The following is a 22,404-nucleotide window of genomic DNA, read 5'->3' as shown; positions in this document are numbered from 1 at the left end:
GCGTCAGTGCACGTCACCCATCAGGGCGACGACCTTCTTGCGGTACATCGTCAGGGCGACACCGGCGATGAGGGCCATCACGCCCTGGACCGCGAAGTACCAGGTGCTGCCGACGGCGGCGTCGCCGAGGACCAGCTGGAAGATGGCGGCCACGCAGTCACCGGCGGTGACGGCGAGGAACCAGACACCCATCATCTGGCTGGCGTACTTGGTCGGGGCCAGCTTGGTGGTGACCGAGAGGCCGACCGGGGAGAGGGTCAGCTCACCGACGGTCTGGATCAGGTAGACCATGGCCAGCCACAGCGGGGTGACCTTGACGCCACCGGAGGCGGCGGCCATCGCCATCATCATCACCAGGAAGGAGGCGCCGATCATCAGCAGACCGATGGCGAACTTCATGGTGGTGCTGGGGTTCTTGCCGCGCTTGGACAGCCAGACCCAGAGCCAGGCGAAGACCGGGGCCAGCGCCATGATGTAGAGCGGGTTCAGCGACTGGAACCAGCTGGACGGGAAGTTGATCCCGAACAGGTCCGAGGCGGTGTTCTTGTCGGCGAAGACGTTCAGCGTCGAGCCGGACTGGTCGTAGATCATCCAGAACACGGCGGCGGCGATGAAGAACCAGATGTAGCCGCTCATCTTGGACTGCTCGTCCGAGTTGAGGTCCTGGTCCTTCTTCACCTTGGCGAAGACGAACACCGGGATCGCGATGCCGGCGATCGACAGCGGCCAGACCGCCCAGTCGATGGTGAAGGAGCCGGTCGCCACGACGACGCCGTAGAAGACCACGGCCGCGGCCAGCCACATGCCGGCCTTGCGGAAGATCGCGCTCTTCTCCTCGGCGGAGATCGGCGAGGTCACCACGTCGCTCTTGGCGCTCAGGTGGCGGGTGCCCAGCAGGAACTGGCCCAGACCCAGGGCCATGCCGACACCGGCGAGGGCGAAGCCCAGGTGCCAGTTGACGCTCTGGCCGACGGTGCCGATGACCAGCGGGGCCGCGAAGGCACCGAGGTTGATGCCCATGTAGAAGACGGTGAAGCCACCGTCGCGGCGGGGATCGTTCGGGCCGTCGTACAGGTGGCCGACCATCGTGGAGATGTTGGCCTTGAGCAGACCGGAGCCGATGGCGATGAAGGCCAGGCCGACGAAGAACGACACGGAGGCCGGGACGGCCAGCAGGAAGTGGCCGATCATGATGATCGTGCCGCCGACCGCGACCGTCTTGCGCGCACCGAGGAAGCGGTCAGCGATCCAGCCGCCGGGCAGGGCCAGCAGGTAGACCATGGCCGTGTACACGCTGTACACCGCGCTGGCGATGGCCACCTTCATTCCGAGGCCGCCCTCGGCCACGGAGGCGGTCATGTAGAGCACCAGCAGGGCACGCATGCCGTAGTAGCTGAAGCGCTCCCACATCTCGCTCATGAAGAGCGTGGCGAGGCCCCGGGGGTGCCCGAGGAAGGTCTTGCCGCTGGAGGGAGCCGACTGGAGGTCGGCAGCCACGGTCGTAGACGCCATAGGTAAGTGGTTCCTTGCCTGAAGCGTTCGCCCATGAGGGGGGTTGGGGCGAACGGGTACCAGGCCACTGTACGTGGCGGTATTCCTCTCAATCGGAGGACAAAACGGGCTATGAGCGTATTGCCCAAGTAAAGGATCAAGGCACTTGACTGACGAGTTCCATGGCAAGTCGGTGACTATTCCTTCGAACCGCAGGTTTATGCGGGAGGATTTTTGGCCATCCCCGAGCGACCTTCGGGTTGAAGGGGGGCATGGCAACGATTGATAACAATCACGCTCTGTGAACTACCTCACAGCGCCCGTCAGTCGTCGGATCCGGCCCGCCGCCAGCAGGAACACGGCCCCGGCGAGCGCCGCCGGCGCGCCCTGGAGCCAGAAGTACGGGGACCCACCGACCAGCCGCCGCAGCCGTGTCGTCCAGCCGGCCACGCGTCCCCGGTCGCCATCGAGAGGAACCGCGTACCCGGCATCTGGCTGCCGCACTTCGCCGGAGCCAGCCGGCCGGCGATCGTCGAGACGTTCGGCTTCCCGGTCATGGTGGTCAGCGCGCCGGCCAGCACCGCCCGGCGGGCGCCGCAGAGGCGGTCCGACACCCAGCCGCCCAGGACGGCCGGCACGCGGATCAGCGCGGTGCGCCCGGCGCGGGGAGCCGACCGGGACCTCGTCCGCCCCGCAACTCGGCTGTGCTGCCCACCATTCGCCCTCCCGAGCCCGCCGTCGGTGAGAGATCACGTCGGGATCCGGCGTCCGGTGAGCCGGGCAGGACCGGACGGGATTGCGCCGTCCGAGGAGAATCCGCACTCCGGGGGGCCTGATCGCGGGCCGCCAAGCCGACTACCATCGCCCCATGACCTGTGTGCTGCTGGCCGAGGACGACCCGGCAATCTCCGAACCGCTGGCCCGCGCGCTGCGCCGCGAGGGTTACGAGGTCCTCGTTCGCGAGGACGGCCCGTCCGCGCTCGGCGCCGCCCTGACCGAGGAGGTCGACCTCGTCGTCCTCGATCTCGGCCTGCCCGAGATGGACGGCCTTGAAGTCTGCCGGCGGCTGCGCGCCGACGGCCGCAGCTGCCCGGTGCTGGTGCTGACCGCGCGCGCCGACGAGGTGGACACCGTCGTCGGCCTGGACGCCGGCGCGGACGACTACGTCACCAAGCCCTTCCGGCTGGCCGAGCTGCTCGCCCGGGTCCGGGCGCTGCTGCGGCGCGGCAACGTGGACCAGCTCACCACCGGCGCGCACGGCGTGAAGATCGACATCGAGTCGCACCGCGCCTGGCTCGGCGACGAGGAGCTGACCCTCTCCGCCAAGGAGTTCGAGCTGCTCCGGGTGCTGGTCCGGGACGCCGGCCGGGTGGTGACCCGCGAGGAGATCATGCGCCAGGTCTGGGACACCACTTGGTGGACCTCCACCAAGACCCTGGACATGCACATCTCCTGGCTGCGCAAGAAGCTCGGCGACGACGCGGCCAACCCCCGCTACATCGCCACGGTGCGCGGCGTCGGCTTCCGCTTCGAGAAGAACTGACCCCGCCTTCGGGGAGGACCGAGCCTTCGGGAAGGACCGCCCCCGACCCCAGACCGCACAAGTGAACCGACCAGAGGGCATCCCGGCGTGAAGCGCAGAATGATCAACTCGCTGCTGGGCGTGGTCCTGGTGGTGGTGGCGGTGTTCTGTGTCCCGCTCGCGCTGATCGAGAAGCAGAGCATCGTCAACGCCGCGAACGACCGGGTCGACGCGGCGGCCGTCCGCGTGCTCGGCCTGGTGGAGAGCCGGCTGGCCGCGGGCGAGCCGGTCACCGGGGAGAAGTTCGCCGCCCAGGTCACCGACGGCAGTTTCGTCACGGTCGACATCCCGGGCCAGCCGCTGATCGCTGTCGGCCGCCCGGTCACCGGCCCCGCCCTCACCGCCACCGAGCAGGGGCTGAGCGGGGAGGTGGTCACCGTCGTCCAGTCCAGGACCGACGTGGACCGCGAGATCGGCAACATGCTGCTGCTGCTCGGCCTGGTGGCCCTGCTGGCGGTCCAGGCGGCGGTCGCGCTCGCGGTGTGGCAGGCCAAGCGGCTCGCCAGGCCGCTCACCGACCTCGCGGAGACCGCCGAACGCCTCGGCTCCGGCGACCCCCGCCCGCGCGACCGTCGCTACGGGGTGCCCGAACTCGACCGGGTCGCCGAGGTGCTGGACACCAGCGCGGAGCGGATCGCCCGGATGCTCACGGCGGAACGGCGTCTGGCCGCCGACGCCTCGCACCAGCTGCGCACCCCGCTCACCGCGCTCTCCATGCGCCTCGAGGAGATCACCGCCCTGGCCGAGGAGCCGAACACCGTCCGGGAGGAGGCGACGATCGCGCTCCAGCAGGTCGAGCGGCTCACCGACGTGGTGCAGCGGCTGCTCACCAACCAGCGCGACCCGCACAGCCCGACCGCCGTGGTCTTCGACCTGGACGACGTCATCAAGCAGCAGATCGAGGAGTGGGGCCCCTCGCTCCGCGAGACCGGGCGCAGCCTGCGGATCGAGGGCCTCAGGAGCGTCTCGGTGATCGGAACCCCGGGCACGGTCGCCCAGATCCTGGCCACATTGATCGAGAACTCCCTGATGCACGGCGCCGGGGCCATCACGCTCAGGGTGCGTCCGTCCGGGAACTCGATCGTGGCCGAGGTCCAGGACGAGGGCCCGGGAGTGCCGCCGGAGCTCGGCAACCGGGTCTTCGAACGTGCCGTCAGCGGCCGCAACTCCACCGGTATCGGTCTTGCCGTGGCCCGTGACCTGGCCGAGGCCGACGGCGGCCGGCTGGAGCTGCTCTCGCTCAAACCTCCGGTGTTCGCCCTCTTCCTGAGCCGCGCCGGCGTCCGCTAGGGCCTGTCCGGCGAAGCGTCCCCCGGGGGCGGCGGCCCCGGGCGGAGCCCAGCGACCGTCCCGCTGCCGCTACTTCGCGTACTGCGGCTGCTCGGCCGCCAGCAACCGCTCGGCTTCGTCCACCACCTGCGGCTCCGCCAGCTCGGGCATCGCCTTGAACACCCAGGTGCGGTAGGAGAAGAAGCGGAACACCGTGCCCGCCGCCAGGCCGACCACGTTCTTGGCGATCAGCTGGCTGCCGGACGAGGTGTAGTGCAGCACGTGCACCGAGAAGGCCAGGATGCCGTTCTCGATCAGCATCCCGATCCCGCTGAAGATCAGGAAGAGCGTGATCTCCCGCTTGCGGGAGGCCGCGTCGCGGTCGCGGTACAGCCAGTACCGGTAGCCGAGGTAGTTGGTCCCGATCGCGACGGCGGTGGCGATGAAACCCGCGAACGAGTGGATCAGGCCCTCGCCCTGGAGGCAGACCCAGAAGACCACGGCGTTGACCACCACGCCAGCCGCGCCGACGATCCCGAACTTGATCACTTCGCCCGAGAGTCCGCGCAGCCGCTGGATCAGCGAAGGCCCGGTGCTGGTGGTCGCGGTCATACCCGGCAGTCTCCTGTGCGCGCGTACGGGGTGGTGAGCGCTCGCCAGGGCGCAGCGCGACCGGACCCCCGTGTACAAGATCGGATAGTTCTCGGGGCCCGGCCCCCCAGGCTACTCGTTCCCACCAGGCCCACCGGCGCCGAGAGCCACTCCCCGGCCGGTTCCGGCCACCGCGTTCACGCGTCGTTCAAGCGGATGCACCGTCCTTGACCGGCCCGGATATCCTGGGCAGCGTGACTTTCGCGGGCAAGGTGAATTTTCCAGTGGTCGGCATGATCGGTGGCGGGCAGCTGGCCCGCATGGCACATGAGGCGGGCATCCCACTGGGGATCCGATTCCGGCTCCTCGCCGACACCCCGCAGGACTCCGCCGCCCAGGTCGTCTCGGACGTCGTGCTCGGCGACTACCGCGACCTGGACACGCTGCGCCGCTTCGCGGCCGGCTGCGACGTGATCACCTTCGACCACGAGCACGTGCCCACCGAGCACCTGCGGGCCCTGGAAGCCGACGGCATCGCGGTACGGCCTGGCCCGGACGCGCTGGTCAACGCCCAGGACAAGGGCGTGATGCGGGCCAGGCTGGACTCGATCGGCGTTCCCTGTCCCCGGCACCGGCTGGTCGCCGACCCGGCCGACGTCACCGCCTTCGCAAACGAGGGCTCCGGCTACCCGGTCGTGCTGAAGACCGTGCGCGGCGGCTACGACGGCAAGGGCGTCTGGGTGGTCGACGACGAGCAGGAGGCGGCCGCGCCGTTCCTGGCCGGGGTGCCCGTACTGGCCGAGGAGAAGGTCGACTTCGTCCGCGAGCTGGCCGCGAACGTCGTCCGCTCGCCCAGCGGCCAGGCGGTCGCCTATCCGGTGGTGGAGAGCATCCAGGAGAACGGCGTCTGCGCCGAGGTGATCGCACCGGCACCCGGTCTCGACCCCGAACTCGCCGCCGAGGCCCAGGCGTTGGCCCTGCGGATCGCGGGCGAGCTGGACATCACCGGCCACCTCGCGGTCGAGCTGTTCCAGACCGGCGACGGCCGCATCCTGGTCAACGAGCTGGCCATGCGCCCGCACAACTCCGGCCACTGGTCCATGGACGGTGCCGTCACCTCGCAGTTCGAGAACCACCTGCGCGCCGTCCTCGACCTGCCGCTGGGCGACCCGCGCCCGCGCGCCAGGTGGACCGTCATGGTGAACGTCCTCGGTGGCGACTACCCGGACATGTACCACGCCTTCCTGCACTGCATGGCCCGCGACCCGGGCCTGCGGATCCACATGTACGGCAAGGACGTCAAGCCCGGCCGCAAGGTCGGACACGTCAACGTCTTCGGGGACGACCTCGACGACGTTCGCGAGCGCGCCCGCCACGCGGCCGCCTACCTGCGAGGGACCATCACCGAATGAGCAACAGCAGCAACCCGGTTGTCGGCATCGTCATGGGCTCGGACTCCGACTGGCCCGTGATGGAGGCCGCCGCCCAGGCCCTCGACGAGTTCGAGATCCCCTACGAGGTGGACGTCGTCTCGGCCCACCGGATGCCGCGCGAGATGGTCGCGTACGGTGAGAACGCCCACCGGCGCGGGCTCAAGGCGATCATCGCCGGTGCCGGCGGCGCGGCCCATCTGCCGGGCATGCTGGCCTCGGTGACGCCGCTGCCGGTGATCGGCGTCCCGGTGCCGCTGCGCTACCTGGACGGCATGGACAGCCTGCTGTCGATCGTCCAGATGCCGGCCGGGGTGCCGGTGGCCACCGTCTCGGTCGCGGGAGCCCGCAACGCCGGGCTGCTGGCGGTCCGGATGCTCGCCGCCTTCGACCGTGAACTGGCCGAGAAGATGGTCGAGTTCCAGGCCGAGCTGAACAACCAGGCCACCGAGAAGGGCAAGAAGCTGCGCGCCAAGGTGGCCGGCTCCACCTCCTTCGGCTTCACCGGCTGACACCTCCGGCCCGCTGCCGCCCCGCCCCCGGTCAAGTCCCCGGGGGCGGGGCGGGGAACCGTGCGGTGCCCGGTTCCCCGCGTCCCCCGGTCCTACCTGGCGCCCGGTACGGCGTCGCGCACGTGGGCCGCCCAGTCGCTCTCGAACTGCTGCAGCGGGAGCCCGGTGGCATCGGTGATCTGCTGCTGGTACTGCTTCGGGTTGGCGTAGTGGGCCGCGACGAAGGCGAACACCTTGGCCTCGCCGTACTTCTGGCCCATGTACTGGAGGGCCGAGGCGCCGAGAGCGTAGTGCGCGGAACGCGCCCGGGCCTGGCTGGAGTAGAAGTCGAGGCTCTCCGGGAGCTTGCCGTCGAAGTTGTAGCCCTGGAGTGAGGCCCTGAGGTCGGCGCGGGCGCGGTCGTCCTTGCCGCGGAAGGCCATGTACTCGGCGAAGCCCTCGATGACCCACATCTGGGTGTCCTGGAGCCCCTGGACGAGGACCTGCTCGGTGCTGAGCGGTGCGACGATGGCGTGGCCCATCTCGTGCCGGCCGATCTCGCTGACGCCCTCCTTCCACGCGGAGGAGGTGAACCGGCTCTCCGAGGTGTCCATGACGATCCGGGAGCCGCCCGAGTCCCTCTCCTTGGAGTCCTTGGAGTCGTAGGCGGGGATGGACATGTTGACGCCGGCCTCCAGGCTGTCGTTCTTCCGGCCGTCGCCCGCGTAGAGCTTGTTGTAGACGTCGCGGTTCTTCTCCAGCACGACGAAGAAACCGGGGGCGGTCTGACGGCCGGTCGGGAGGGTGGGCGCGGACTTGCGCCAGGCGTCCAGGTCGTCCTTGGCGGCCTGGGCCAGGACGTCGACGTCCCGGTCCAACTCGCCGGCCTGGCCCTTGTCCGCGACCGCGACGAGGTTGTCGCGGTTCTGGACGTCCAGTTCGTCGTAGAAGTCCCAAGGGGCCGGGTAGTAGCTGGTGTTGGAGGTGTTGCCGTGGATGTCCTTCTCACCGCCGACAGCGGTGATCACCGGCGCGCCCTGGCCCGGCTCGACCCGCCAGTTGTAGACCTCGGGCACCGGCTTGGCGTCGACGCCCTTCACCTGGTGCACGAAGGTGACCATCATGTCGCCGTTCAGCGGAGCGGCGAATTCGGTCTCCCAACTCGCCTTCTCCCAAGGGATCTTGACGAGGTTGCGGAAGACCTTTCGCTCCTTCTCCTTCACGTCGTCACCCTTGAAGGGCTTGAGGAAGGCATCCTCGTCCTTGGCGGCCAGCGCCGTGGTCATGCCGTCGGCGAGCTTCTGCCAGGGGTTGGGCCCCGGGGTGAGCGGCGTCACGCCGGGGCGGGTGGCGACGTGGTAGACCGCGAAGGCGACACACAGCCCCAGCAGGCCGAAGAAGGTGCCGAGAACGGTGAGGAGCACCTTCCGGCCCCCTCTGCGCGGCGGGGTCACAGCGGCCTGGAAGTGCGGCTGGGGCGCCATGGGCACCTGGCCCGGAGCGCCCTGGAAGTAGGGTGGGGGCGGCGGGGGTGCGCCGAACTGCTGCGGCTGCTGCGGCGCGCCGTACTGCGGCGGAGGCTGCTGGCCGTACGGAGCGTTGGGTATGGGCGGCTGTGGCGGATACGACATGGATTCCCCCGGTACTCGTCATCGGGTTGCGCGATGACTCACATGGCCTCGAAAAGGCGTGACTGACCGCCACTCCGGCCCGGCAGGCGGGGCGATCACCAGAGAACTCTAGCCCCGGGCACCCACCGTCCCGGCAGGTGAGAGGGGTGCCTGCCGCCCCTTCCCCGGGGCCACGAACGATCATCCACCGGTCCGGCCGACACCCGACGTCCGGTCATCGCGACGGCTGACGGCCCGCCACGGCGCCCGGCGCCCGTGCCACTGCCTCTCGGGCCGCCGGCCGGTATAGAACAGATGTCATGACTCCTGAGCTGCTCGACCGAGCCCGCGCCGTCCTCCGCGACACCCCGGTGGTGGACGGCCACAACGATCTGCCCTGGGCGATGCGCGCCCAGGTCGGGTACGACCTCGATGCGCTGGACCTCGCCGGCGACCAGAGCCCCCGGCTGCACACGGACCTGGGCCGGCTGGCCGAGGGCGGGGTCGGCGGGCAGTTCTGGTCGGTGTACGTGCCCAGCAGCTACACGGGCGACCAGGCGGTGAGCGCCACCCTGGAGCAGATCGACTTCGTCCGCGCGCTGACCGAGCGCTACCCGGACCGGCTGCGGCTCGCCCTCACCGCGCAGGACCTGGAGACCGCCCGGACCGAGGGCCGGATCGCCTCGCTGATGGGCGCCGAGGGCGGCCACTCGATCAACTGCTCACTGGCCACCCTGCGAGCCCTGCACCGGCTGGGCGTCCGCTACCTGACGCTCACCCACAACGACAACGTGCCCTGGGCGGACTCCGCCACCGACGAGCCGGCGGCCGGCGGGCTGACCGCGTTCGGTGAGGAGGTGGTCCGGGAGATGAACCGGCTCGGCATGCTGGTCGACCTCTCGCACGTCTCCGCGGACACCATGCGGGACGCCCTGCGGGTCAGCGAGGCGCCGGTGATCTTCTCGCACTCCTCCGCCCGCGCGGTCTGCGACCACCCGCGCAACATCCCGGACGACGTGCTCGCCCAGCTGCCCGCCAACGGCGGCGTGGCGATGGCCACCTTCGTACCGAAGTTCATCCTGCCCGAAGCCATCGCGTGGACCCGGGCCGCCGACGAGAACATGCGCGCCCACGGCTTCCACCCGCTGGAGACCACGCCCGCCGCCATGGAGGTCCAGCACGCGTACGAGGCCACCCGCCCGCGCCCCGTCGCCACCCCGGCCACCGTCGCCGACCACCTCGACCACATGCGGGAGGTCGCGGGCATCGACCACATCGGCATCGGCGGAGACTTCGACGGCACCGCCTTCCTCCCTGCCGGCCTGGACGACGTCTCCGGCTACCCCAACCTGATCGCCGAACTCCTGCACCGCGGCTGGTCCCAGGTCGACATCTCCAAGCTGACCTGGCACAACGCCGTCCGCGTCCTGCGCGACGCGGAGTCGGTCGCCTCCACCCTCCAGGCCACCCGGGGGCCGTCGATCGCCACGATCGCCCAGCTCGACGGCTGAGCGGGACGGCGGGCGGGGGACCGGGCCCTCGCCCGGCGGCTTGACCCTGCCCCTGGGACAGACGGGAGCGTGTCCGGCGTGGAGGAAGACGCACTGCTGAGCATCGGCGTGTTCGCACGCCGGGCCCGCCTGTCCCAGAAGGCCCTGCGGCTGTACGACCGCCAGGGCGTGCTGCCGCCCGACCGGGTCGACCCGGTCACCGGCTACCGCTACTACCGTGAGAGCCGGCTGGCGGACGCCAGGCTGATCGTGCTGCTGCGCGGCCTGGACATGCCCCTGGCACAGGTCGCCGAGCTGCTGGCCGTCCCCGGCCGGGAGCGGGCCGCGCTGGTGGCACGCTACTGGGACGGCATCGAGCGCCGCCTCGCGGCCCAACGGGAGCTCGCCGTGCACCTCCGCATCCAACTCTCAGGACGCGAAGGGATTCTGGACATGTACGAGATCCAGCACCGCGAGGTGCCCGAACAGCTGGTGCTCACCGAGCGGCGCAACGCCGCTCCCCAGGACCTACCGGAGTGGATCCCGGCCGCCACCGACCGCCTGACCGAGGCGGCCGAGGCCTACGGCGGCGTGGTCGCGGCACCGTTCGTGGTGTACCACGGCGAGGTCAACGAGGACAACGACGGTCCGGTCGAGGTCTGCGTACCGATCGATCCCTCCCACACGGGCGCCCTCACCGTGCCCGGCCGGATCGAACCGGCCCACCGCGAGGTCTACACCCGGATCACCAAGGCCCAGGTCGAGTACCCGCAGATCCTCTCCGCCTACGACGCGATCTGCGCCTGGGCGGAGCGGGAACAGGTGTCGCTCACCGGGCCGGGCCGGGAGGTCTACTTCGCCGACTGGGGCAGCGCCAAGGAGGCCGACCCGGTCTGCGACATCGCCTTCCCGACCGGCTGATGGTGCCGTGAGCCGCCGGCGGCACCGCCCGAGCCGGCGTTACAGCAGCGGCAGTTCGATCGCCGGGCAGCGGTTCATCACCATGTCCAGCCCGGCTGAGGTGGTGCGCGCGTAGGCCGCCTCGTCGACCACGCCCAGCTGGAACCAGACGGCCCGGGCGCCCACCGCGACGGCCTGGTCGGCGATCTCCCCGGCCAGGCCGGAGTTCACGAACACGTCGACCACGTCGATGCCGAACGGGACCTCGGCGAGCGAGGCGTAGCCCTGCTCGCCGAGCACCGTCTCCGCCCCGGGGTGCACCGGCACCACCCGCTTGCCCGCCTTCTGCAGCACCCGGGCCACGCCGTAGGCCGCCCGCGCGGTGTTGGTGGACAGCCCGACCACCGCCCAGGTGTCGCCGGCCTCCCGCAGGATCCGGCGGACCACCGCCTCGTCTCCGTACGTCATGCCCTGCAGCAACGGCGGCACGGCCCGACGCATTCCGCCGCCGTCCACCCGGTCTCCTACTCGACGCCCGGCCGCCCCATCGCCCGGTACGTCCACCCGGCCTCCCGCCACTTCGCGGCGTCCAGCACGTTCCGCCCGTCGATCAGCCGCCGTTCGGCGACCAGGGCGCCCACCCCTGCCGGGTCCAGCTCGCGGAACTCCTGCCACTCGGTGAGGTGCAGCACGACGTGCGCGCCCTCGACGGCCTCCAGTGCGGAGGCCGCGTAGGACAGGCCGGGGAACATCTTCCGGGCGTTGTCCATGGCCTTGGGGTCGTAGACGGTGACCTGGGCGCCCTGGAGCTGGATCTGGCCGGCCACGTTGAGCGCGGGGGAGTCCCGGATGTCGTCGGAGTTGGGCTTGAAGGCGGCGCCGAGGACGGCGACCCGGCGGCCGAGGAACCCGCCGCCGCACTGCTCGCGGGCCAGCTCGACCATCCGGGAGCGGCGGCGCATGTTGATCGAGTCCACCTCCCGCAGGAAGGTCAGCGCCTGGTCGGCGCCCAGCTCCCCGGCGCGGGCCATGAAGGCGCGGATGTCCTTGGGCAGGCAGCCGCCGCCGAAGCCGAGCCCGGCACCGAGGAACTTGGCGCCGATCCGGTCGTCGTAGGCGAGCGCCTGGCTGAGCTGGACCACGTCCGCGCCCGCGCTCTCGCAGACCTCGGCCATCGCGTTGATGAAGGAGATCTTGGTGGCCAGGAAGGAGTTGGCGGCGACCTTGACCAGCTCGGCGGTCGGGAAGTCGGTGACCACGAACGGCACGCCCTCGGCGATCGGCGTCGCGTACACCTCGCGCAGCAGCCGCTCGGCCCGCTCGCTGCGCACGCCCGCCACCAGCCGGTTGGGGTGCAGGGTGTCGCCGACGGCGTAGCCCTCGCGCAGGAACTCGGGGTTCCAGGCGAGTTCGGCATCGGCTCCGGCCGGGGCGAGTTCGGCCAGCCGGTCGGCCAGCCGGGCGGCGCTGCCGACCGGGACGGTGGACTTTCCGACCACCAGGGTGGGCCGGGTCAGGTGCGGCGCGATGGAGTCTACGGCGGCGTCCACATAGGACATGTCGGCCGCGAACTCGCCCTTCTTCTGAGGGGTGTTGACGCAGATGAAGTGCACGTCACCGAAGTCGGCGACCTCCTCGGGCGAGGTGGTGAAGCGCAGCCTGCCGGTCGAACCCGCCTGCCCCGCAACATGCTTGAGCAGCAGCTCGCCGAGCCCCGGTTCGTACATCGGCACCTGGCCGGCGGACAGGGCGGCGACCTTCTCCGGGTCGATGTCCAGGCCGAGCACCTCGAAGCCGAGCTCCGCCATGCAGGCGGCGTGCGTCGCGCCGAGGTAGCCGGTGCCGATCACCGTGATGCGGAGGGTCACGTGCTTCCCCTTTTGGGTCGGTTGTGCCGGAACCGTGCGGGTCTGCGTCCGGCCGCAGGGGTTGATGGTATCCGGCGGCCGGAGGGACTCGGCGGCGGTCCGTGCCCGGCGGTCGGGGGCGGTGGCTGCCGCTCGGTAACGATGTTGTTCCCGGGCGGTTGCGGACCGCTGGAACTGCCGTTCCGATGACGGGAACTCATCTGACTGGAGGCAGAATGCCCGGCATGGATTCGAAGGACGACGCGCGGCACGACCCGGCTGCGGACCAGCCCGCCCACCTCAGCCTGTTCGACGAGCGGCCGGCCGCGGAGTCCGACGGGCCGGAGCCCGGGAGGGCCGACGGTGGGCGCGGGCGCCGTACCCGGCGGGTGCTCATCTGGGCGTTGGTGGCGCTGCTGGTGGTGCTCGGCGGCGGGGTCGGCGCGCTCTACTGGACGGCGAACCACTACGCGTCCTCGGTGCAGCGAATCCCGGACGCCTTCCCGACCGTCCCGGAGTCCGCACAGCCGAAGCCCGTCCCCAACAGTGGGATGACCTTCCTGCTGGTCGGCCTGGACGCCCGCTCCGACGTGCCGACCACCGGCGCCGAGGCCGAGGGCCCGGCCTGGAAGGTGGGCGCGGCCCGCAGCGACACCATGATGCTGATGCACATAGCGGCTGACCGGCGGAGCGTCTCGGTGGTCTCGATCGCCCGGGACACCTGGGTGGACATCCCGGGCCATGGCCAGGCGAAGATCAACGCCGCCTACTCCTGGGGCGGCCCGGCGCTGATGATCCAGACCGTGCAGGACCTCACCGGGATCCGGATCGACCACCTGGCGGTGATCGACTGGGACGGCTTCCGCTCGCTGACCGACGCGGTCGGCGGGGTGGACATCACCATCCCCAAGACCATCGAGGCGGTCGGCGGCGCCCGCCACTGGGACGCCGGCACCCAGCACATGGACGGCGACACCGCCCTCCAGTACGTCCGCGAGCGCCACGGACTGCCGGGCGGCGACCTGGACCGCACCAAGCGCCAGCAGAACTTCCTGCGCGCTCTGATGAAGCAGACCCTCAGCTCGGGCACGCTCTCCAGCCCGACCAGGCTCGGCGGCCTGCTGAAGTCGGTCGGCGACGTGGTCAGCGTGGACGACAAGCTGAGCAACAGCGACCTCTACGACCTCGCCTGGAGCATGCGCAACCTCCGGGTGGGCGACGTGACCTTCATGAACGCGCCGTTCGGCGGCTTCGAGACCATCGACGGCCAGGCCGCCGTGAAGCTGGACCGGAACGCGGCGGCCCCGCTCTGGGAGGCCATGCGCAACGACCGGATGGTGCAGTACCTGGCCGAGCACCGCACCACCAGTGACGTGCTGGGGGACAGCGTCCGCTGACCTCGCTCGGGGGGTGTCGCGGACGTCACGTACGGGGTAGGCACGGAGCGAACCTAGAATTAGGATCAATACTGCTACTTAACGGTAACTAACACGGTCAAGGGGCGAGGCAGATGGCGGGCAACTCTGGGGCGGACTTCGATCTCTTCCGGCTCAGCGACGAGCATGAGATGCTCCGCGAAGCGGTGCGTTCGCTCGCCGAGGCGAAGATCGCCCCGTACGCGGCCGAGGTGGACGAGCAGGGCCGTTTCCCGCAGGAGGCGCTGGACGCGCTGCAGGCCAACGACCTGCACGCGGTCCACGTTCCCGCGGAGTACGGCGGCGAGGGCGCGGACGCGCTGGCGACCGTGCTGGTGATCGAGGAGGTCGCCCGGGTCTGCGCCTCCTCCTCGCTGATCCCGGCCGTCAACAAGCTGGGCTCGCTGCCGGTCCAGCTCTCCGGCTCCGAGGAGCTCAAGCAGAAGTACCTGGGTGCCCTGGCCCGCGGCGAGGGCATGTTCTCCTACTGCCTCTCCGAGCCGGACGCCGGTTCGGACGCCGCCGGCATGAAGACCCGCGCCGAGCGCGACGGCGACTTCTGGGTGCTCAACGGCGTGAAGCGCTGGATCACCAACGCGGGCGTCTCCGAGTTCTACACCGTCATGGCGGTGACCGACCCCGAGAAGCGCTCCAAGGGCATCTCCGCCTTCGTGGTCGAGAAGGGCGACGAGGGTGTCTCCTTCGGCGCGCCGGAGAAGAAGCTCGGCATCAAGGGCTCGCCGACCCGCGAGGTCTACCTGGACAACGTCCGGATCCCCGCCGACCGCATCATCGGCGCCGAGGGCACCGGCTTCGCCACCGCGATGAAGACGCTGGACCACACCCGCATCACCATCGCGGCCCAGGCCCTCGGCATCGCCCAGGGCGCCCTCGACTACGCCAAGGGCTACGTCAAGGAGCGCAAGCAGTTCGGCAAGGCCATCGCCGAGTTCCAGGGCATCCAGTTCATGCTGGCCGACATGGCCATGAAGCTGGAGGCCGCCCGCCAGCTCACCTACGCCGCCGCCGCCAAGTCCCAGCGGCTCGACGCCGACCTGACCTTCTTCGGCGCCGCCGCCAAGTGCTTCGCCTCGGACGTCGCCATGGAGATCACCACCGACGCAGTCCAGCTGCTCGGCGGCTACGGCTACACCCGCGACTACCCGGTCGAGCGGATGATGCGCGACGCCAAGATCACCCAGATTTATGAAGGAACGAACCAGGTCCAGCGGATCGTCATGGCGAGGAACCTGCCGTAAGGCGGTTTTCGCAGGTCATAGGCCATCTGAGGGGTACTGAGAGCCACCTTTGGGTTTCGGTCCGCTCAGGCCCGTTTCGGCCTGTTCCTGGGCGTCATGCTGGGGAAATCCTGGGCTGACACTGAGCTGAAAACGGCTACTGACCTGCACAAACAGAACGGCCCCCGGCAGCGTGCCGGGGGCCGTTCGCATGGGCTTCTGTCAGGCGACTTCGGTCTTGTCGGTGGGGGAGTCGCCGGTGGGGTCATCCGCGCCGGGTGTCAGCATCGTCGCGATGGCCGCGCGCCCGCGCTGCTCGGCCCCCTCGAAGATGTAGTGGTAGTGCTCGCGCAGCACATCTGTGCTGCTGTGGCCCATCCAGTCCGCCACATCGTTCTCCGGGACTCCGGCGTACAGCAGCCTCGACCCGTAGTAGTGCCGCATGGCATGGGGCTTGCAGTACTCCACCCCGCCTGCGGGCAGCCGCCATCCAGATCTGCCGGTAGAAGTACGAGGCGTACAGGTATCCGGTCCGGGAGACGTTCGGGAACAGCAGCCGCTCAGGGCCCCACATGCCGTGGTTCTTGATGTGCCGCCGGAGCTCGAAGGCCACGTTCGGCGGCAGAGGGACCAGCCGCCCGGGTTCCTCGGCATCGCGCGCCTTGATGTGCCGCCGCTGGATGGCGCTGTTCTTGCCGGACTCGGTCTCGCCGTCCTCGGCGATCTGGAAGTCGACCCGGAGCATCTCCGCCTTGAAGTCGATCTGGTCCCGTGAGACGGCCATGGCCTCGCCGATCCGGAGGCCGCAACCGGCCATCAGCCACAGCAGGGCCCGGTACCGGGGCGGAGCCTTGTCGAGCACCGCCAGGACCTCACGGGCCATCCTCAGGAGACAGGCAGCATGGACACCCCCGACTTCCGCAGCATGGTCACGGGCCGGCTCCGGTCCCTCGTAGCGGGCATGGAACCCCACGTCGAATGGTCCCCGGTCGGGCTGCTGGGCGGCCTGTTGTGCGCGTTCTCCGCCATGCTCCCTGAGACCCGCGTGCAGCGAGGCTCCGGTTCCATGCCGCTCATGCTTCACGTCCTGCTCTGTGGTGGTACCGGAGAGGGCAAGGGGCAGTCATGGGGACTCGCGTCCGACGTAGCGAAGGACGCCAACAGTTCATTCATGGCCGGTCACGTCATCAACGGTGTGACCGGTGGGGCCGGGCTCATCCAGGCCGTGGCCGACCGCGACGGGCACGCGCTCATCGTGGACACCGAGTACGCCCGTGTGCTGCGGGCGGGCAGGCGACAGGCGAACCTGTCCCAGGTGCTCCGGGATCTGTGGGACGGTGCCACGGTTGCCACGTCTCGCGCCAAGGAACCCGTTCAGGTGGACGACCCGCGAGTGTCGATCATGGGGCACATCACCCCGGAGGAGTTCCGGGCCAGCATGTCCGCTACTGAGCGTGATGGCGGCTCGTACAACCGACTGCTGATCCTTCCGGTTACTCAAGTGCGGTGGCTGAGTGAGCGTGACCGGATGCCCGAGTACCTGATCTCCGAGGCCGGAGAGGCGTTCGCCCGGGCCGTGCGTCACGGTCAGAGGTCCGGAACGGTCACCCTCTCGGAAGACGCCTACGACGTTGCCGACAGCCTCCGGCACGACCTGTTGATCAAGGCCCGCGAGTCGGACGAGTTGAAGCCGTTCGCCTCCCGCTGCAACGAGCAAGTACGTAGGATCGCGGCCCTGTTCGCCCTGTTCGACCTGCGGCACGAGATCACCCGCGAGGATCTGGAAGCAGCGGCCCGGCTGGTCACCTACGCCATGGAGACCGTGGAGAGCATCACGTCTCGAATGGGGGCGGTGTCCGGTAAGCGCCAGTCACTCAGTCTCGCGGAGAAGGTCCAGGCCCGGATCGCCATGATGGGCGGAAAGGCCAGGTCGTCCGAGCTGTTGCCATTCGTGGGCGCGACGGCGGATCAGGTCAAGGCTCTGCCCGGGGTGAAGGCCACTCTCGACCGTTCCGGCCTTGGGCGTCCCGCCACCATCTACACCCTGACCGAGTCGGAGAACACCGAGGCTTCCCCCAGCGGCCGGCCTGAGCCCAAGCCTGCCCGGAAGACTCCGGCCACGGTCGTCCGCATGGACACCTACCGCCCGGCCAAGCCCGTTCCCCCGGCACCCCTGGTTCCCGCTCCCACCCGTCCCCGCCGCGAGTCGGCCGCAACTGGGAACCCGTTCCTCGCGCTGCTCTGACCGACGAATCAAAGAAAGCCCCCGGCTACTGCCGGGGGCTTTCTCCGTTGGGGCGGGTTAGGCAATGATCGTTTGAGATGATGATGCCCGCTCCTCTTCCTGAGGCTAACAAGGCGCGTCCTGCGGGACGCGGCTAGTCCAGGCGGTACCGGAGCCAGCGCAGGCCGGACGCGGCGAGCCCGGCCCATTGCTGGCCGGGTGGCCGGATCACTCCTCAGGGGGCACGCTGTATCGGCTCAGCACGTCGTCAGCAGTGGACTTGTCCAACAGCCGCAGTTCCCACGGCCCGGTGTTCACGTCGAACTCTTTCCCGAACCCAACCCACTTACCCGCCATGCGACGCCCCGTGGGATCGACCAGCAGCTGAATCGCTCCGTGGTATCGGGCCCCTTGGTAGTAGCCGTCTTGCGCGGTCTGTTCCACCCAGGAGCCAGTGACGATGTTTCGATCAACGGTGAGATCGAAGGACAGCGGAGAGTCGGGGTTGGACGAGGCGCCGGTGAGCGATTGGCCGGTGATCCGGTTTCCACGGTGAGACAGTACGACGTGGTGCAGGCCGGTGTACGTGTTCTCCCTGCTGCTGCTGTAGAACTCGTATCGGCTGAGCCACACCCCGGAGAAGTCCTCACCTGTCGGTGCCGGTGCTACCTCTACCGGCACGCCGGGTTCATCGCTGGTCATGTCGTGCCCTCCCGTAGCGTCCATGCTCACCCGGCGGGGGAGCTGTGGTGACGTAAATCCGAGGCGGTCAACAGAGAGCTTCGTGACGGCTTCGAGAGCGCGAACGTACACCGGGCGAGGGAATCCCACCTCTCCGGACTCCCAGCGTTGCACAAGGCGCTTGCTGGCGTCGTTCGGCTCGCCCTGCTCGGTCCCGGCCGCCCGCAGGCGCTTCGCGAACTCATCTTGGCTGAGACGCAGGCCGATCCGCACGGCCCGAAGGGTCTCGTTAGGCGTCGTCATGCGACCCAACATAGAGCCGCGCGAGCCCAAACGACACCTAAATGACGCCTTGCCAGGACCCCCAACTGACGCCCTGTCGACGTCGCGGCGGTCCGACCGGCCAGGACACCATCGAGTCGTCCGGAAGCGAGGGCTGAACCAGGGAGGTACCGGGCTGTGGCCAAGACGTTCGACGAGTACAAGGCGGAGCGCCGCAAGCGAGTGCCAGTCGGCAACCCGCTGGACGACTACGACCCGGTGGAGGCTGCTCGGCTGCTAACTAAGCGCGGCACGCCCAAAGATTGGTCGTTCTGCGAGTGCGGCAGCGAGAAGTGTCCGGACAAGGGCAAGGCCGACGGCAGTGCGTTGGCTCCCATCCTGGGCCGCTCCTTCCCCAGGGGTAGCCGTGGCGCAGCCTGAGGCCCCCGAGAGACCGACGGAAACCCGGCCGGAGTGTCCAACGTGTCAGTGGCTGGATGCCGTGGCGGTTCGGGCGTACAGCGACCCGGAAGGCGTGGACGAGTCGGCCCTGGCTGACGTGCGCGTCCTGCGAGGGCGGCACGCCCCCGAATGCGAGAACCCCCGTGGGGGTGGTGAGGGGTGAACGCCGTGCCCGTGAGACCCGAAACGGTCGAGGAACCAAACTGAAATTCGAGACCGGCCAAGAGGAGTACCGCGAGAAGGCCCAGCGCCAGCAAGGGGGCCGCGAGCCCTTCAGTCGCCAATCGGTCTACGCGGTGTCCGTCGCGGGCGTGATCGTGCTCCTGGCGGTCGTTCTCTTGGCTCTGCGACGGAACTGAAGCACTAACCAGCAACCCCGCGCGAAGTTGGTCCGCTGGCGCACAGGTGAGGACGATCCTCAGGCCGAGTGACCCCCACAGGCTCCCGCCGGTTCCCCCGACGGCGGGCCGTGCTCCGGAGTGACGCTGTTCTCACCCCATAGAGCGCACCCCGGCCCAATTTGGCACTCAGCTCGCTGAGTTGGGCCGGGCACAAAACCCCGGCCCCGGGCGTGCGTTGCGTGACATGCAAGTCCGACCGGAACGGGTCAGCACCACCATCGAGATCCGCCGTCCCACACGGGCTGGCGGGACCAGCCAACAGAACTAGGGAGCACGAATGCACGACGTACGCGCCCTACTCACCCCCGAAGCGTTCGAGGGCGTCACCGCCACGGTGACGGACAACAACCCCGGCATGCCCGACGACATCGCCGAGCGCATCGTGATCGAGGCGTTGAAGTTCGTCGTCACCGCCAGCACGTTCCCCACCGTGCGCGTCACGCCGTCCAACGTCGTCGACGAGGGGTGGCACGCGCTCATCCTCCACACCCGCCCGTACGCTGAACTGTGCAGCCAGCTTGGAGGGTTCGTCCACCACTACCCCGAACGCCCGGACCCGGCGCGCCACGACTCCGACGCGCTCGCCCGAACCGCCGCCCTCATCGAAGAGGCCGGGTACACCCCCGACCGCGAATTGTGGACCGGCCCTACCCGCGCCCTGGTGGCCGTGGCCGCCCAGTGCTCCCACACCCCCGTCCCCGGCGGATGCGGACCCATCAACCCCGGAAACTGCGCCTCCCACTGCAACGGCGGGGGCGGGGGCGGCGAAGCCAGCTAGCCTGAGCCCCACCGAACACGGAAGGGCGGGATACATGGACGAGGACGAAGCCCAGCGGGTAGCCAGCACACTCCGGCGCCTAGGCATCCGAGGAATCGTCTCCCCCGAAGACCTGGACAACCCGAGCGGGCAATGGCGGGTGTACGACAGCACTGACCCCGCCGCCCGGCGGGACATCACCGACGAGGTGCTGGCGATCGTCGCGGGTATGTCCCGTAAAACCGGTCCGGCGCGAGGATTCGTCGTCCCCATCCCCCGCTGAACAACGCCCCGAAACCGCCCCGTCCGTGCGTCGTCCCCCGTGGCGCATGGGCGGGGCGCCTCTGTTGCCAGGGGGAAGGCTTGGCCTCACATCGACAGAGAAGATGATCATGGGGAAATCCTGGGGGCGCCCCTTCAGAGGGGGCATCTTCCCAGGTCAGAGCCCTGTTTGTCGTAGAGCACCCAGATCTACGAGGGCACCAACCAGGTGCAGCGCATCGTCATGGCGCGCAACCTGCCGTAAGGCGGTCTTCACGGGTCAGAAGCCATCTGAGGGGCGGTGGAGGCCGCCTTCGGGTTCGGTCCGCCCGGGCCCGTTCCGGGGCCGTTCCCGGGCGTCATGCCGGGGAAATCCTGGGCTGGAACCGGTCTGAAAACGGCCACTGACCTGCACAAACAGCACGGCCCCCGGCATGCTGCCGGGGGCCGTTCGCATGGCGTCACTCAGGCGACCTCGACCCTCTCGGCGGGGTCGTCCGCGCCGGGCGTCAGCGCGTCGGCTGCGGGACGCGCTGCGTCACAGCGGTCGGGCCCGCGGTGACGGCCGGCGAGGCGCCCAGTGCGGTGCCGCGGGTCTCCTCGGCCCACAGCACACAGACCAGCAGGCCGAGGGCGGTGGTCCCGGCGGCGATGAGCATGGTCGGGCCGGTGCCGAGCCCGGTCAGCGAGAGCGGCAGCAGGAAGGTGCCGACGGCCGCGCCGATCCGGCTGACCGAGGTGGCCACGCCGACGGCGGTCGCCCGGATCTCGGTGGGGAAGAGCTCGTTGGGGTAGGTCCAGTCGAGCACGTTCGGGCCGCCGCACAGGAAGGCGTACGCGCACAGGGCGAGGAGGGCGACGGCGGCGGGAGCGGCGGGCCAGATCCCCAGCAGGGCGAGCGGGACGGTCATCAGGGCGAACGACCAGATGATCACGGGGCGCCGGCCCCAGGTGTCGATCAGGCGCAGCGCCGGGTAGCAGCCGAGCAGGAAGACGAGGCTGATCAGCCCGGTGCCGAGGGTCTCCGCCACCGTGCCGCCGGGCATGCCGAACGAGGAGAGGATCTGCGGCCCGAAGGTGAGCATCGCGAAGAGCGGGCCGACCTGGCAGAGGAAGAACAGCCCGCAGAAGAGGGTGCGGCGTCGGTAGGGCGGGGTCATCAGCAGGCGCAGCCCGCCGGGTCGGCCGGCCTCGGCGGGATCGGGCATCAGCTCCCGGCCGTTCACCCGGACCCCGAGGTGCTGTTCGACCACGCGCACGGCGTCACCGACCCGCCCGTGGGCGGCGAGCCAGCGCGGCGACTCCGGCGAGCCGCGGCGGATCACCAGGAAGACGAGGCAGAGCACCGCGGAACTGGCCAGCATCCACCGCCAGCTGCCGGGCCCGGCCAGCCGCAGGAACGCGTAGCCCGTCACGTAGGCGAGGACGGAGCCTGCGTACCAGGCGACGATCTGCTGGCCGAGCAGCCGGCCGCGGTGCCGCACCGGCAGCCACTCGGCGAGCAGGGAGGTCGCGATGGGGTAGTCGGCGGCCACGGCCATGCCCAGCACGAAGCGCAGCAGGGCAATCGCCCACACCGCGTCCACCCAGAAGGAGAGCACCGAGCAGACCACCATGACGAGCAGGTCGGCGGTGTACATCACCTCCCGCCCGATCCGGTCGGTCAGCACGCCGAAGAGCGCGCCGCCGACGAACATTCCGACCAGTGCGGCGGCGCCGATCAGGCTGACGTCCGCGGTTGACAGGCCGAGGTCGGGGCGCATCCCGGTCAGGGCGACGCCGACGATGCTCAGGATGTAGCCGTCGAGCAGCGGCCCGCCGGAACAGGCGAGGGCCAACCTGCGGTGGAAGGCGGTATACGGGGCGTTGTCGATGGTCTTGGACATGTGATTCGGGTCCTCCGGAGCGTACGGCGGTGCCTTCGCACGTCGTGCGCCGGGTAGACGACAGGGCACGGCACCGCTGGTCGGGCGGCGCCGTCGCCCGGGCACGCCGGGCGACCG

21 protein-coding genes are annotated in these 22,404 nt (G+C 69.8%); 13 read left to right on the top strand and 8 right to left on the bottom strand.

The annotated features are described in order from the left end of the window. Positions 1-3: 3 nt before the first annotated feature. A complete protein-coding gene (locus tag ABD369_RS21140; protein WP_344638041.1) occupies positions 4-1,512 on the bottom strand; it encodes a peptide MFS transporter in 1,509 nt (502 codons plus the stop codon). 847 nt (positions 1,513-2,359) lie between these two features. Between ABD369_RS21140 and ABD369_RS21135 the strand changes: the two genes are divergently transcribed. Continuing rightward, entirely contained in the window at positions 2,360-3,034 is a 675-nt protein-coding gene (locus ABD369_RS21135; RefSeq protein WP_344638040.1) for a response regulator transcription factor, read from the top strand. 87 nt (positions 3,035-3,121) lie between these two features. Further along, positions 3,122-4,363, top strand: coding sequence for an ATP-binding protein (locus tag ABD369_RS21130; RefSeq protein ID WP_344638039.1), 1,242 nt, complete (start codon positions 3,122-3,124; stop codon positions 4,361-4,363). Positions 4,364-4,432: 69 nt separating this feature from the next. Here the strand turns inward: ABD369_RS21130 and ABD369_RS21125 are convergent, their stop codons facing one another. After that, on the bottom strand, positions 4,433-4,954 hold the full coding sequence (locus ABD369_RS21125) for a GtrA family protein (RefSeq protein ID WP_344638038.1): 522 nt from the start codon (positions 4,952-4,954) through the stop codon (positions 4,433-4,435). Between the two features lie 251 nt (positions 4,955-5,205). On the opposite strand from ABD369_RS21125, the gene ABD369_RS21120 reads away from it, so the two are divergent. Next, complete coding sequence (locus ABD369_RS21120) at positions 5,206-6,345, top strand: 5-(carboxyamino)imidazole ribonucleotide synthase (protein WP_344638127.1); 1,140 nt, start codon at positions 5,206-5,208, stop codon at positions 6,343-6,345. Continuing rightward, a complete protein-coding gene (gene purE, locus ABD369_RS21115) occupies positions 6,342-6,875 on the top strand; it encodes a 5-(carboxyamino)imidazole ribonucleotide mutase (protein ID WP_344638037.1) in 534 nt (177 codons plus the stop codon). The genes ABD369_RS21120 and purE overlap by 4 nt, the downstream gene beginning before the upstream one ends. Positions 6,876-6,967: 92 nt before the next feature. Here the strand turns inward: purE and ABD369_RS21110 are convergent, their stop codons facing one another. After that, positions 6,968-8,485: a gluzincin family metallopeptidase gene (locus ABD369_RS21110; RefSeq protein WP_344638036.1), complete on the bottom strand. Its 1,518-nt coding sequence runs from the start codon at positions 8,483-8,485 to the stop codon at positions 6,968-6,970. Between the two features lie 299 nt (positions 8,486-8,784). Here ABD369_RS21110 and ABD369_RS21105 point away from each other — a divergent pair, with 299 nt between their 5' ends. Together ABD369_RS21105 and ABD369_RS21100 are read left to right on the top strand one after the other, a co-directional pair. Further along, complete coding sequence (locus ABD369_RS21105; protein WP_344638035.1) at positions 8,785-9,975, top strand: dipeptidase; 1,191 nt, start codon at positions 8,785-8,787, stop codon at positions 9,973-9,975. Positions 9,976-10,053: 78 nt separating this feature from the next. Continuing rightward, positions 10,054-10,875: a MerR family transcriptional regulator gene (locus tag ABD369_RS21100; protein ID WP_344638034.1), complete on the top strand. Its 822-nt coding sequence runs from the start codon at positions 10,054-10,056 to the stop codon at positions 10,873-10,875. Between the two features lie 39 nt (positions 10,876-10,914). Here ABD369_RS21100 and ABD369_RS21095 read toward each other — a convergent pair whose 3' ends face one another. Together ABD369_RS21095 and ABD369_RS21090 are read right to left on the bottom strand one after the other, a co-directional pair. Beyond that, positions 10,915-11,322 (bottom strand): CoA-binding protein, encoded by a 408-nt coding sequence (locus ABD369_RS21095; RefSeq protein WP_344638126.1) that lies wholly within the window; start codon positions 11,320-11,322, stop codon positions 10,915-10,917. Positions 11,323-11,378: 56 nt separating this feature from the next. Then, positions 11,379-12,722, bottom strand: a complete 1,344-nt coding sequence (locus ABD369_RS21090) for a UDP-glucose dehydrogenase family protein (RefSeq protein WP_344638033.1) — start codon at positions 12,720-12,722, stop codon at positions 11,379-11,381. A 224-nt stretch (positions 12,723-12,946) separates the two neighbouring features. Here ABD369_RS21090 and ABD369_RS21085 point away from each other — a divergent pair, with 224 nt between their 5' ends. Further along, entirely contained in the window at positions 12,947-14,098 is a 1,152-nt protein-coding gene (locus tag ABD369_RS21085; RefSeq protein ID WP_344638032.1) for an LCP family protein, read from the top strand. Between the two features lie 113 nt (positions 14,099-14,211). Then, positions 14,212-15,375, top strand: a complete 1,164-nt coding sequence (locus tag ABD369_RS21080; RefSeq protein WP_344638031.1) for an acyl-CoA dehydrogenase family protein — start codon at positions 14,212-14,214, stop codon at positions 15,373-15,375. Between the two features lie 201 nt (positions 15,376-15,576). Here ABD369_RS21080 and ABD369_RS41205 read toward each other — a convergent pair whose 3' ends face one another. Then, complete coding sequence (locus ABD369_RS41205; RefSeq protein WP_425557702.1) at positions 15,577-15,798, bottom strand: site-specific integrase; 222 nt, start codon at positions 15,796-15,798, stop codon at positions 15,577-15,579. Positions 15,799-15,931: 133 nt separating this feature from the next. Between ABD369_RS41205 and ABD369_RS41200 the strand changes: the two genes are divergently transcribed. Both ABD369_RS41200 and ABD369_RS21070 read left to right on the top strand, forming a co-directional pair. Next, entirely contained in the window at positions 15,932-16,129 is a 198-nt protein-coding gene (locus ABD369_RS41200) for a hypothetical protein (RefSeq protein ID WP_425557701.1), read from the top strand. Between the two features lie 126 nt (positions 16,130-16,255). Then, positions 16,256-17,599 (top strand): DUF3987 domain-containing protein, encoded by a 1,344-nt coding sequence (locus ABD369_RS21070; RefSeq protein WP_344638030.1) that lies wholly within the window; start codon positions 16,256-16,258, stop codon positions 17,597-17,599. Positions 17,600-17,806: 207 nt separating this feature from the next. Here the strand turns inward: ABD369_RS21070 and ABD369_RS21065 are convergent, their stop codons facing one another. Beyond that, positions 17,807-18,562 (bottom strand): helix-turn-helix domain-containing protein, encoded by a 756-nt coding sequence (locus ABD369_RS21065; protein ID WP_344638029.1) that lies wholly within the window; start codon positions 18,560-18,562, stop codon positions 17,807-17,809. Positions 18,563-18,718: 156 nt separating this feature from the next. Between ABD369_RS21065 and ABD369_RS21060 the strand changes: the two genes are divergently transcribed. The 3 genes from ABD369_RS21060 (at position 18,719) to ABD369_RS21050 (ending at position 20,423) form a co-directional block, all read left to right on the top strand. Beyond that, positions 18,719-18,961, top strand: coding sequence for a hypothetical protein (locus ABD369_RS21060; protein ID WP_344638028.1), 243 nt, complete (start codon positions 18,719-18,721; stop codon positions 18,959-18,961). Between the two features lie 699 nt (positions 18,962-19,660). Next, entirely contained in the window at positions 19,661-20,161 is a 501-nt protein-coding gene (locus ABD369_RS21055; RefSeq protein WP_344638027.1) for a glycine-rich domain-containing protein, read from the top strand. A 34-nt stretch (positions 20,162-20,195) separates the two neighbouring features. Beyond that, on the top strand, positions 20,196-20,423 hold the full coding sequence (locus ABD369_RS21050; protein WP_344638026.1) for a hypothetical protein: 228 nt from the start codon (positions 20,196-20,198) through the stop codon (positions 20,421-20,423). A gap of 487 nt (positions 20,424-20,910) precedes the next feature. Here ABD369_RS21050 and ABD369_RS21045 read toward each other — a convergent pair whose 3' ends face one another. After that, positions 20,911-22,287, bottom strand: coding sequence for an MFS transporter (locus ABD369_RS21045; protein ID WP_344638025.1), 1,377 nt, complete (start codon positions 22,285-22,287; stop codon positions 20,911-20,913). Between the last annotated feature and the right edge of the window lie 117 nt (positions 22,288-22,404).

It is taken from the genome of Kitasatospora cystarginea, from assembly GCF_039533515.1.
In the GTDB taxonomy this organism is placed as follows: domain Bacteria; phylum Actinomycetota; class Actinomycetes; order Streptomycetales; family Streptomycetaceae; genus Kitasatospora; species Kitasatospora cystarginea.
The sequence above is the reverse complement of the archived record's forward strand: the minus strand, read 5'-3'. Positions and strand labels throughout refer to the sequence as shown.